Source organism: Nesterenkonia halotolerans, assembly GCF_014874065.1.
GTDB classification, from domain to species: Bacteria; Actinomycetota; Actinomycetes; order Actinomycetales; family Micrococcaceae; genus Nesterenkonia; species Nesterenkonia halotolerans.
This window is the reverse complement of the sequence record NZ_JADBEE010000001.1, coordinates 1,593,187-1,605,133: the sequence shown is the minus strand read 5'-3', so window position 1 is coordinate 1,605,133 and position 11,947 is coordinate 1,593,187. Positions and strand designations below refer to the sequence as shown.

The window sequence follows — 11,947 nt, the reverse complement described above, 5'->3', positions numbered from 1 at the left end:
TGCCGGTGGTGGGCTCCGTCGCGAGTACGACGACGGGCGCGACGGTTTCAGGGACGTTGCTTCAGTTCGCGACGGATGCAGGTCAGCCAACGGTGGCTATTGCTCCGCCTACATTCGGTGGCTCGATCGGAACAATCCTGAACGCACTGGGAGTGGGTAGCATCGGGGAGCTGGTGACCGGCCTACTCAACCCGGTACTCGGCGCGGTGGTCGGCGCAGCCGGAGACTCGGTCTCCACCGCGCTGGAAGCCACAGACGAGGTTGGGAATCAAGTCGACGGCATCGTCCAACCGGTGCTGAGTGGACTGACTCCCGTCCTGCAGGGCATCGAAAACGTTGTTTCTGTGACCGTCAACGTACAACCTGACGTGGGAGACCTTGGAGAAGGATCCGATACCGTCCGAGCAGTAGAAGTTCAGGTGCTTCCTGGTACAGGACTGGCTGGGATCCGGTTGGCCTCCTCGACCGCGTACTCCCAAGCCCTCGGTGACGTGTTTGTGACCTCGATTGGGGCGACGGACGCGGTGCAGGGTGGTTCCACCACGGTCGTTGGTGAGGGCTTCGCTGCTGAAGAGTCGGTCACGGTGAGCATCCCCGGTGCGGCTGAGGGTGATGATCCGATCACGGAGACGGTCACCACGGACGCTGAGGGTGAGTTCACTGTGGATCTTCCGATCCCGGGGGATTACCCGACCGGTGAGGTGGACGTGACTGCTGTGGGCGAGGTCTCTGAGACCCCGGCCGAGGCCACGTTCAACGTCACCGCTGCTGACGATGACGGCGACGAGTTCGTGACCTCGATTGGGGCGACGGACGCGGTGCAGGGTGGTTCCACCACGGTCGTTGGTGAGGGCTTCGCTGCTGAAGAGTCGGTCACGGTGAGCATCCCCGGTGCGGCTGAGGGTGATGATCCGATCACGGAGACGGTCACCACGGACGCTGAGGGTGAGTTCACTGTGGATCTTCCGATCCCGGGGGATTACCCGACCGGTGAGGTGGACGTGACTGCTGTGGGCGAGGTCTCTGAGACCCCGGCCGAGGCCACGTTCAACGTCACCGCTGCTGATGATGACGGCGACGAGTTCGTGACCTCGATTGGGGCGACGGACGCGGTGCAGGGTGGTTCTACCAGGGTTGTTGGTGAGGGCTTCGCTGCTGAAGAGTCGGTGACGGTGAGCATCCCTGGTGCGGCTGAGGGTGATGATCCGATCACGGAGACGGTCACCACGGACGCTGAGGGTGGGTTCACTGTGGATCTTCCGATCCCGGGGGATTACCCGACTGGTGACGTGGACGTGACTGCTGTGGGCGAGGTCTCTGAGACCCCGGCCGAAGCCACTATCAACGTTGCGGCGGACGGTGGCCCGGATGCGGGTGCCGACGCAGCTGCTGATCCGGGTGCGAATGTTGATGCTTCGGCGTCGGCTTCTGCTTCGGCTGATGCGGACGCCAATGCTGATCCGGCGGCGCAGGCTGCTGCGCAGGTCGCGGCGGATGCGGATGCTGAGACCACGGCCTCTGCGGATGCTTCGGCTGCTGCCGATGCTGATGCGGACCCGGCGGCGCAGGCTGCTGCTGAGTCGGCTTCGGATGAGGACGCCTCCAGCGCTGCTTCGGCGGATGCTGATTCGGCGTCGGAGGCTGCTGCTCAGGCGGCGGCGACTGCGGATGCTGATTCCGAGGCTGCTGCTGATGCGACGGCTGCGGGTGATCCTGATGCGGCTGCGGCGGCCCAGGCTGCTGCCAACGCTGACGCATCTTCGGAAGCTTCGGCGGCGGCTGCTGCTGATGGTGCTGCTGATCCGGGTGCGAATGTTGATGCTTCGGCGTCGGCTTCTGCTTCGGCTGATGCGGACGCCGATGCTGATCCGGCGGCGCAGGCTGCTGCGCAGGTCGCGGCGGATGCGGATGCTGAGACCACGGCCTCTGCGGATGCTTCGGCTGCTGCCGATGCTGATGCGGACCCGGCGGCGCAGGCTGCTGCTGAGTCGGCTTCGGATGAGGACGCCTCCAGCGCTGCTTCGGCGGATGCTGATTCGGCGTCGGAGGCTGCTGCTCAGGCGGCGGCGACTGCGGATGCTGATTCCGAGGCTGCTGCTGATGCGACGGCTGCGGGTGATCCTGATGCGGCTGCGGCGGCCCAGGCTGCTGCCAACGCTGACGCATCTTCGGAAGCTTCGGCGGCGGCTGCTGCTGATGGTGCTGCTGATCCGGGTGCGAATGTTGATGCTTCGGCGTCGGCTTCTGCTTCGGCTGATGCGGACGCCGATGCTGATCCGGCGGCGCAGGCTGCTGCGCAGGTCGCGGCGGATGCGGATGCTGAGACCACGGCCTCTGCGGATGCTTCGGCTGCTGCCGATGCTGATGCGGACCCGGCGGCGCAGGCTGCTGCTGAGTCGGCTTCGGATGAGGACGCCTCCAGCGCTGCTTCGGCGGATGCTGATTCGGCGTCGGAGGCTGCTGCTCAGGCGGCGGCGACTGCGGATGCTGATTCCGAGGCTGCTGCTGATGCGACGGCTGCGGGTGATCCTGATGCGGCTGCGGCGGCCCAGGCTGCTGCCAACGCTGACGCATCAACCGCGGCAGCCGCCGACGTCACTGGTGATTCTGACGCCTCGGCTGATGGTGACGGTGACGGGACCACCGATCCCTCGGTGGCCGTGCAGCCGGACTCAGTGGAGCCCGGTGCGGAGGTAGAGATCTCCGGTGGTGGGTTCGTCCCCGGCTCGACCGTGACGGTCACTGTCACAGATGCCGACGGCAATGTCGTCGACACTATCGATGGTGTCGAGGTCGATGACAACGGTCAGTTCGTCGCGACGTGGACGGTGCCGGAGGGGACTGATCCAGGTGAGTTCACGGTCACCGCTGCCGACGATTCGGATGGTGACATCGCCGACAGCGCCGTGCTCACCGTCACCGACGGAGTCGCCACCGCAGGTGAGTCTCCAGAGGCAGATGACGATGACGGGTTCCTGGCTCGTACCGGAGCTGCAGGTATCTGGCTCCTCAGCGGACTCAGCGTGTTGCTGCTGCTCGCAGGGGGCACAGCGCTCGTCATGCGTCATCGGATGAGTTCCACAGAGTAGGCACGGGTCAGGCAGTACCCGCCGCTGGGTGGGACTGCGGACTCTGCGGGGTCCGGGTGCGTGAGCACCCGGACCCCTGCTCATTGAATCCAGCCTGTAGAAGGAAAAGATATGAATCCCAGACTGCCTAGAACCCGGGGCAGGATCGTCAAGCGATTGGCGGTAACCGCGGCCGTCATCTTCACTGGTTGGCACTTGTTTGCCTCTTTTCTCTGGATTGCCCCTCCTTCCGCTCTGCGTGACGTCGTCCCCGGCAACGCATTGAGCGACTACATGATCCCTATGTTCGGCCAATCTTGGAGTGTCTTCGCCCCCGAACCCATCAACGGCGACTACTACCTCGACATCCGAGCGATTGTGGACAGTGACGGAGAGGAAGAGGTGACTGATTGGGTTCGCGCCACCGATGTTGAACAGTCCCTCGCAACGTATCGACCGTTCCCGCCCCGGGCCGCGAAGCTAGCCGTGGCACAGGCGTCCTCGCTGCGCGGAGAGTGGCACGGACTCAATGCTGACCAGCGGGCGGTCGTGGAACTGAACTACTACCAGGACGGGGATTGGTCAGACAGGCTGGAAGCTGCGCTGCTGGATTACTCGGAAGAGCCTGAAGAGCTCGAGGACTATCTCCGGGAGGAGTGGCACACGATCGCGTACGCCACGCAGGTCGCCCAGGCGGTTTGGGGCGAGGATGTGACACGCGTCCAGTTCCAGGTGGCCCGCCAGGATGTCGTTCCATGGGGTCAGAGGAACGATCCGAGTGCGCAGAGGCCTGATATCCAACCTGTCCCAGTGGGATGGCGAGGGGTGGTCGTTCAGGAACACCAGTCCCAGGAGGCGTTCGCCGACTACTTCTGTTCCGCTCCCGAGGAGGTGTGTGTCGTTGACGAAGACTGAAGTCCAGACCTCGAATGAAACCCAGGTGGACTCACGGACAGAAGCAGGGTCGGGAACGGTGGGGCTCGGACTCGCCCTGCGACAGAACTCACGGTATGTGATGAAACGGTCGACGGCGCTGCTGAGCCGCCTCGAAGAAGCGCTGACTGGAAGTTACAAGTCGACCTATGGGATCGCTGTCACTCGCATCCTCATCGGGTTCACTGGACTCGGACTGTTGGTGACCAACTTCAACTCCCGGCATTACACCTTTGGCGTTGGTTCCGCGTGGAATGGAGAGATCGCTCAACCCACCAGCGACTTCCCGCAGATGTGGATCTTCTCCCTCTTTCACCACGTCGCCGCCACTCCCTGGTTATTCACGCTGCTCTACCTCGCTCTGGCCGGCCTCGCGATCGTGGTGGCGCTCGGTTGGCGCACTCGCCTAGTCCTTCCCTTCTACTTGATCTTCTGGATCAGCTTCATCGAAGTGAATGACGCTGCCGGTGACCAAGGCGACAACGCCTACCGGATGTTCCTGCTAGCGATGCTCTTCACCAACTCATCCATGCGTTGGTCCCTGGATTCGCGACGACGGCGCAGGAACGAACGTGCGCCCCGTCCTATCGTGCAGAAGTACCGGTGGGTGCCGGTGACGTCTCACAACCTCGCACTCGTCGTCTTGGCGTTTCAGGTGTGCGCCATCTACGTGTCAGGGGGGCTCTATAAGGCCGGCGGAGATCCGTGGGCCCACGGGTATGCGATCTACGACCCTCTGCAGACCGCGCAGTTCGGCACCTGGCCAGTGCTCTCGGACTTGCTGACCACGTGGGGGCCATTGGTGGTGTTGATGACCTGGGGGTCACTGACGTTCCAGATCGCGTTCCCGTTCCTGCTGTTCAACAAGTACACGAAGATCATCGCGCTCCTAGGGATCTTGTCGTTCCACATCGCGATCGGCCTGCTCATGGGTCTGCCCTGGTTCTCGCTGACGATGATCGCGGTGGATGCGATCTTTGTCCGCGACCGCAGCTACAGACGTGTGGCTAGGAAGCTCAGCCAGTTGACGGGAAGGCGCGCTGGGGGAGGGCCCCATGACTTGTCTGACCGCAACTCTGTCAGCAAGAGGGACGAGGACGTGACTTTGGCGGAGAAACAGACAGGCCAGGCCCCAACATCTGGCGCCAACTTAACGCAGGGTGCTTCAAGAATGAGTCCGACCAAAGTCCCACGCAGTTAGGTGTTCTCTCCCTCCGCTCTCCCCGCGCGCGTATGGGGGGCGCTCCTCAGGAAGCGCTGCCACCACAGCTGGCGACCAGTCCCAGCGCCAGGTTGATGTTGACACCCTGGGAGGGCGCGGAACTCCAGCCGCTTTCAGCCTCGGTTCTGACGGTCGCGGTGAATTGATTGGAGACCGCTAGAAGATTTCCCAGTGTCTGGAGGAGACCAGTCGTCAGACGAACGCTGGTGGCGTTCGGATCCGAGATCACGTAGACACCTGTAGGGGCGGTCGAGGGCGCCGCCCCACGGGGGCGCAGCTCGAGAATGTAACCCTGGCGCGCGATAGCGGACCCTGGGTGTGACCATGAGACCGTCGGTGCCTGTAGCAGCGGCGCCCTGCAGGTCAGGTTGGTGGGTGGGGGAACGGTGCCGGCCTGAATCGCCCCTCGGGAGTGTGTGAGCTGGTCCAGAGGGCTTCGGTGTCACCTGTGAGCCTGGGAGCTTGGGTGCTTCCCAGCCCGGTGGCCAGCACAAGACACACCACTGCTGCAGCGAGGCCGCGTTGCCATCGCGCACCGCCCAGTGTCTCGTCTCGATGCGAATGACCAGAAAAACCAGACCGCCTCATGAATATTCACCGCCATCCTGCGGACCGTGGGTGTTGCGCCGCGAGTGCATGACCTTTCCAATCACCATCAGAGCAAGCGCCAGGATCAACAGACCAAGGTAGTTGACCCCGGTTTGCGCCAAGTTTCCTGGCCCACCTTCCGGATCTGCAGCAGCGGCAGCGGAGTCGTCACCAGATGCACTGTCGCCCCCTGTGCTCATCGAGATCTCGTCGCCGGCGACCTCGGCATGGACTCGGACGACCGCTGTGGAATCGGCCGACACGGTCTCCTCCACCGGGAGTGTGGTGTCCACTCGCAACCACACGTTCTCGGCGGAGGAGAACTCGTCCAACCAGTTCACCTTCTCAGTCGAAGCCAGAGTTTCGGATTTCAGGAGCACCTCGGCGTCACCTGGACACGCTTCCCCCGGGGTGGATGTGGAGGTGGGTCCGTCGGACCATGCTTGATCACAGGAGGTGATCGTGACCCGGAGCGGAAAATCCCCGGCCATGCTCAGCCCTGCGCGGCCTCTCAGTGTCTCAGGTGGGGTGAGTGAAACATCGATGTCCCACCGAGCCTTGTCTCCTGGTCGCATATTGATGCGTTGCCCGGGTACGTACGCAGAACGCAGACTCACGTATTCACTGCTCGCGGACTCTCGGACGACAGCACCCGAGTTATTTGTAGCGGAAGCCGGGATGGGCGTCATCAGGGTTGCGCCGGTGGCTCCCGTCGCGGCGACGAGGAGAAGTGCCCCTGAGTGACTGCGCCTGCGCCGACGTGCAGCGGAGGCGGGGGCGTGACGAGGAGCAGCGGGAGGGCTCTGCGGCCAGAAGGCCCATCCCACTAGGAGCGCTACCCCCACGGTGACCCCGCCAAGAACATAGGGATTGCCGAGCTGGTTGATGGTGTTCGCCAAACCCGGCACTGACCACAAGACCTTCCTGGCTTCCGTGATGACGTAGGGGAAAGGGTCATCCGATTCGTTGGCGTCGCCGCGCATGGTCACGACCCGCGTCGTTGCAGATTCTCCAGGAGCAACGGAGGTGACTCTGTGCGTCACGGGGAGCTGCCCCGCGCGGTCGATCGTGAGGATGTCACCGACCTCCACGCTGGACGCCTTGACCTCCTGAACCACAGCAACTGCACCGGTTGGGATGGTGGGTTCCATGGAGCCCGTTCGGAACATTATCAAGGAGATGTTGAAGAAATAGGCGGCTCCCACCAGCAACACGGCGAGCAGTCCCGCAGCGGCCGCGACCCACAGCAGCGTCTCGGTCAGCCAGAATCTAAGTCGCGCCGTCACAGTCTCGGCCCCTGAATGTCAGTCACCCGCTCACGCTCGTTCCCTGCACGATCCAGAGGGGGTTCACCGTCGTTCCCTGAGCCGAGTTCGGCGCGTCAGTTCGGAGGGTAAGCCTGAGGCAGTAGTTCACCGTGTTCCCGGCATTCGCCTCCAGGGTCTGTGAAGTAGTGGAGGATGTGCCCAGCGGGCTAGAGGCTGGAACGACCCCAGTGCCGGACGACTGACTGAATACATCGGCGTTGCAGGTCGTGCCAGAGATATGGCGCACGGCATACCTGTACTGGTCTGCCGCCCCGGTGGTCTGCGCGGCACCCTGAAACTGGACGCTGCCGGGAACTGACCCTGCCGCTGTTCTTACTTGAAACAGGGCGTAGGTGTGCCGTCCCGGAAACATCGCGTCCTTATTGGAGTCGTAGACCAATGACTTTGGCGTTTCAGTGGTGGTAGCGCTGAAGCCCGAGCTGTCGCCGCCGTTGCTTTCCAGAGCAAAGCTGGCCGCCGTGATGCTGCCTTGCGCGTATTCATTGTCGTTCCAGGCCGCCAGAGTGGTTGAGGCACCTATGCCGAGCACGAGTCCCGCAGCGAGGAGCGCGCGAAGTCTCCTTGAACGGTTTTGCATGGCCCGCTCCCTGGGGTGTTCTTGGTGCCGAATGTGCGCATCACCAGCTGAATAAGTCCCGGTGCCCATCAGCTGCGTACGAGTATTCCGCGAGCAACGGTCAGGCGTCGTCGGAGACTGCCAGGAACTCCCATGTCGCGGTGGCACTTGCCGATTCAACGAGATCGCTATCGTCCGCCGACACGACGAAGCAGAATGAGATGGTCTCTCCCGCGACGTCATCACCATTGGACTCGAGAGGGATTGCCTCAGCGAGTGGCACCGGCCCGGGCGCCAGACTGCCCGACTCGGCGATGGGTGTGCTCTCAGAAACTCCGCCCGAACTGCAATCGGATGTGCGGTGCAGGGAATACGCCAAGAACTCCGTGTTCTCGCCCTCCGCGGCAAGCTCGACACCCTCTGCCGCCTCAATGCTCCCGTCCACGGTGGTGTCTTCGTCTAGGCGCACGTGGAACGGGGCGTACACGGTCTCACCCGGGACGATGTTGCCTGCGTCGAATGTCAGCGCGGCGACTTCATCTGCTTCATTCACGTTGTGGTCTGTGAAGGATGATGGGTCGTCCTCGGTGGAGCCCACGAGGTTGAAGTTTCCTGCGGTGAAGATACCCTCGGCAAACTCAGAATCATTCCAGGCGGCGAGCGTGACAGCGGCACCGATGCCGAGCACAAGTCCTCCTGCGAGCACAGCCTGGACCTTCCTTCTGCGCTGCGGCACGTTCTGATGAGGCGTGTTCTCCGGCATTTGTCTCCTAGCGGTCTTAGTGGGGTGGCGACTACTGGGAGAAATAACCTGTTGAGGATTAGGTCATAACTGCTGAACATTAGTGCCTCGTGAGCAGTTAACGTAGTAAATGGTGGTGCGCAATTCAAGAGTTTTCCGAAAGAAACTCGAAGATAGTTACCGCGCGGTACCTCCAGAGGCGAACAAGGCTCAGACGCGCGAATGTGGGCGCTTGGCCCGAGCCGGATGGTCAGGTGACGAAGTGTCAGTCAAGCATTGGGCCGGGCTGGCTGGCGCGGGTGGTTTACCTTGCGTGGCCGCGCACTCCGCCCCCCCATTGCAGATGTGTGGCTTGTGCGGCCTATGTGCGTTGCGGCGACGGGCTTTGATCTGAAATTCCTGGATTCAGGATTGAACTGGGCGCACCGTGCTTAGCGCCGCCAGCGTAATCTGACAAGCGCAGTGATAAGCCGACAACGAGAGCCGTACTGTGAGCGGAGTTACATTCACAATATTGGAGGACTCTTTGGGCACTGAAGGTCCTCGCGTCGGACGCGAGCAGGAGCTTGCGCTGGTCCGACAGTCTGCACTCCTGGCGGCGGCGCGCCGGGCGCAGGTCGTCTATCTCGAGGGTTTTGCGGGCGTGGGCAAGGGGACGCTCCTTCGGGACGCGTTCGCGGACTTCGAGGACTGGCGGGAGATCGTCGTCGTCCTGGACCAGGCGCAGAGTGAGATCTCCGGAGATCTGCTGCGTCGGCTCGTGCTTCCACCTGAGACGCAGCTGCGCGACCAGAGCGTGGACGAGCTCGTGAGCGAAGGCCTGCAGCGGGCACAGACCCTGCGTCGTCCGACGGTGATCGCGCTGATCAACACCCAATGGATCGACAGTGAGTCGGCTGAGGCTCTTCTGCGCATCTGCACCCTGCTTCGAGACGCGCCAGTCCTGGTGGTGATGTCTGGACGCCCATCCGCCCGACCGGAGGTCAATCGGCTCAGCGCTTTCGCTCGGAACAGCCCGAACGGGACTCATATCCGGGTCGACCCGTTCCGTCCAGCCGAGACGAAAGAGCTCCTGGCGCAGTATCTGACCACTCCGCTGAGCGCCGGCGTGGTCGACACGGTGCAGGCGCAGACCGCCGGCTACCCTCTGCTGGTGCACGAGGTGGGGCGCCACCTCTCGGCCACTTCCATCGGTACCCGACGACTGGCCATGTCGATCAATGCGACGAAGGCCGGACCTGCAGCTCAGTGGATGCGGCGAGCATTCGAAGAGGCTCTGGTGCCGCTGAGTGAAGAGACGAGAGAGGTGCTGCGCCTCCTCGCCGTCTCTTCCGTGCCACTGGCAAAGCATCAGATCGCCTTCGCGCTGGATTCTCCTGCGGACCTTTCCGACGTCCTGGAATCAGGTCTGGCGGTCTGGCGAGAGGTTGTTCGGATACAAGATTCGCAACGGTCTCATCTGTGAAGCGCTGCTGGCGCTGCTGTGTCCCACGGAGTTTATGGAGCTTCACAGGAAACTGATAGGCATCGTCGATGGTGTTGCTGCCCTAACCCACCGCGTGGAGATCGCCCGAGTCCTGCCCGACTCTGAGCCCATCAGTGAGCTGATCCACGATCTGCGCGATGCCGCCGCGGATTCCCTCCTGCGCGGTGACCTGGAACAGGCGTTCCAACATTTCCTCGCCGTGACGAGCCTGAAGGCTGACGCGCAGGCACTCCAGGATCTGTTGTACTTCGGAGCGATCCTGGGGCACCTCGATTGCTTCCCGCCGTATGAGTCATCGCTCCGATGCCTCAAACCTGGTCCACTGTGACAAGGCGGGCTCGCACTCGTGGCGCTGGACCGCGACAACCTGCCGGAGGCCGTCGCAGCGCTGGAACGGCAGACCCGAGTCGAGCCCGAGGACCCCGCGGCACTGGTCTTCGCACAGGCCGTCGCCCTGGTGGCGGCGGACCTGGGCATCATGGGCACTCCTGGCCGCGCCGAGGCCGCAAAGCGTGAGACGCTGCGCATGCTTGCGGTCAGGGAGCAGCATCTCGACCAGCGCCTGGCCGCGCAGGACCATGGTGATGCACCTCGAGAGGCGATGGAATGGGAGCGAGCGCATGCGGCTGGTTTGAGCGCCTTCATTCAACTATGGCAGGTCTTCGATGCTCAGGATCCTCGCACGGTCCAGGAGGCCGAGGCTGAAATTTCTCACGAGATTCAGAGACTCGAGCAGATACCCAACTCCGAAGCCTTCCAGGTGGGTCTGAAGTCGGCGAGAGGCGCCAGGCGTCGCTATCTCGGCGACCCGGTCGGGGCGTATGCGGACCTCTCCGGTGTCATGGCGGTGACCCCTGACATGAGGTTCTTGACCTTCGCGAAGGCCCAGTTGGCTCGGGTGTTGTTCACGGCTGGACTCTGGAAAGAGGCGATGGACGTGGCGGTAGCCGCGACGGACAGCGCACTGCTGAGGCGAGAGGATGCCACGGCGCTTGTCGCCTATCTGACCTGGGCATTGATACCGATCAGCAGAGGTCGCTCCGCCGACGTCGCCCCCATGATCGAAGAGATCTCGGCTGTGCGCAAGGACGCGGGGGTGCTGGTGTCTTCTGCGCTGGAACACCTGTACGCCTGGACGGCCGTGGTGGATTCCGATCACGCGCGCGCCGTGCGGCACCTGCTGCGACTTCGTGATGAGGCCGGTGGCTGGATGAACGTCGAAATCGACGCGGTGCTGTTGCTGGTCCGTGCGGCCTACTACGCCGGACTGAGTTCCATGATCCCCTCGGTGCAACGCGTCGTCCAAGCCGGTGACTGCCCCGTCGCGCCGCAGTTCGAGGGGTCGGTCGTGGACTATATGGAAGGCTTCCAAGCCTGGGGGAGGCACGACCCGACCGAAGCCATGCGACGATTCGCGCGGGTCGACGAGTGGCTCGAAGCCCAGCCTCCGATGCACCTGACGCAGCAGACCTCTGATGCCGGTGGGTTCCGGCTCTTCAGAGCCTTCACATACCTGGATATGGGTGCGCTGGTCATCGCCTATCCCCAGGAGCTGAAACGGAATCGCGTGACCGTGATCGAGGGGCTTGAGTGGTCCATCGCGCTGTTCACCCGCGTGGGTTCGCCGGGGCTTCTGCAGCTGGCCTTGGAGCAGCTCTCTGCGCTGAGGCCACGGTTGGACCGGCACGCTCCGCTCAAACGGGTCCCGCCCGTCCAGGGGCCGTCTCCGGCGATGACACCGGCGGGAATCATCCCCACTCTGAAGCCGGAGACGCTCCGCGAGAGCGTGGCGAACGACCACACCGGCCCTCTGGACGGGCTGTCGGGGCGGGAGCGCCAGGTCGCTGTTCTGATCGCTGACGGATGGACCAATAAGGAGATCGCCGAGGAACTGGGGGTCTCCGTGCGCACCATCGACTTCCATGTGCGCAATGCGCTGACCAAGTTCGATGTGAGCTCCCGCGACGAGATCCGACACCGGCTGCGCCACGGGACAGCCGGCGGCTGAGGTCGACGGCCGCCGG

General features: G+C 63.3%; 9 protein-coding genes. 5 read left to right on the top strand and 4 right to left on the bottom strand.

All coding sequences use genetic code 11. From position 1 onward, the window contains the following. Positions 1-173: 173 nt before the first annotated feature. From H4W26_RS07335 to H4W26_RS07325, 3 genes are all read left to right on the top strand, one after another. Complete coding sequence (locus H4W26_RS07335) at positions 174-3,089, top strand: hypothetical protein (protein WP_264080822.1); 2,916 nt, start codon at positions 174-176, stop codon at positions 3,087-3,089. Between the two features lie 111 nt (positions 3,090-3,200). Continuing rightward, positions 3,201-3,983: a DUF5819 family protein gene (locus H4W26_RS07330; protein ID WP_192591429.1), complete on the top strand. Its 783-nt coding sequence runs from the start codon at positions 3,201-3,203 to the stop codon at positions 3,981-3,983. Further along, entirely contained in the window at positions 3,970-5,202 is a 1,233-nt protein-coding gene (locus H4W26_RS07325) for an HTTM domain-containing protein (protein ID WP_225939630.1), read from the top strand. Before H4W26_RS07330 ends, H4W26_RS07325 begins: the two co-directional genes overlap by 14 nt. Positions 5,203-5,807: 605 nt before the next feature. On the opposite strand, the gene H4W26_RS07320 is transcribed toward H4W26_RS07325, so the two are convergent. From H4W26_RS07320 to H4W26_RS07310, 3 genes are all read right to left on the bottom strand, one after another. Continuing rightward, entirely contained in the window at positions 5,808-7,097 is a 1,290-nt protein-coding gene (locus tag H4W26_RS07320) for a S24/S26 family peptidase (protein ID WP_192591428.1), read from the bottom strand. 22 nt (positions 7,098-7,119) lie between these two features. Beyond that, the gene (locus tag H4W26_RS07315) at positions 7,120-7,716 is read right to left on the bottom strand and encodes a SipW-dependent-type signal peptide-containing protein (protein WP_192591427.1); all 597 of its coding nucleotides are present in this window, start codon (positions 7,714-7,716) and stop codon (positions 7,120-7,122) included. 100 nt (positions 7,717-7,816) lie between these two features. After that, positions 7,817-8,458 carry a SipW-dependent-type signal peptide-containing protein gene (locus H4W26_RS07310; RefSeq protein WP_192591426.1) on the bottom strand — a complete coding sequence of 214 codons (642 nt, stop codon included), beginning with the start codon at positions 8,456-8,458 and terminating at the stop codon, positions 7,817-7,819. Positions 8,459-8,963: 505 nt separating this feature from the next. On the opposite strand from H4W26_RS07310, the gene H4W26_RS07305 reads away from it, so the two are divergent. Continuing rightward, a complete protein-coding gene (locus H4W26_RS07305; protein WP_192591425.1) occupies positions 8,964-9,902 on the top strand; it encodes an AAA family ATPase in 939 nt (312 codons plus the stop codon). 82 nt (positions 9,903-9,984) lie between these two features. Here H4W26_RS07305 and H4W26_RS07300 read toward each other — a convergent pair whose 3' ends face one another. Next, positions 9,985-10,191, bottom strand: a complete 207-nt coding sequence (locus H4W26_RS07300) for a hypothetical protein (protein ID WP_192591424.1) — start codon at positions 10,189-10,191, stop codon at positions 9,985-9,987. Between the two features lie 78 nt (positions 10,192-10,269). Here H4W26_RS07300 and H4W26_RS07295 point away from each other — a divergent pair, with 78 nt between their 5' ends. Next, positions 10,270-11,931: a helix-turn-helix transcriptional regulator gene (locus H4W26_RS07295; RefSeq protein WP_192591423.1), complete on the top strand. Its 1,662-nt coding sequence runs from the start codon at positions 10,270-10,272 to the stop codon at positions 11,929-11,931. Positions 11,932-11,947 lie beyond the last annotated feature (16 nt).

What these genes read in the sequence shown, in the direction of transcription:
- H4W26_RS07315 (WP_192591427.1), bottom strand. Translation starts at nt 7,716, where the DNA reads ATGCAAAACCGTTCAAGGAGACTTCGCGCGCTCCTCGCTGCGGGACTC.
- H4W26_RS07310 (WP_192591426.1), bottom strand. Translation starts at nt 8,458, where the DNA reads ATGCCGGAGAACACGCCTCATCAGAACGTGCCGCAGCGCAGAAGGAAG.
- H4W26_RS07330 (WP_192591429.1), top strand. Translation starts at nt 3,201, where the DNA reads ATGAATCCCAGACTGCCTAGAACCCGGGGCAGGATCGTCAAGCGATTG.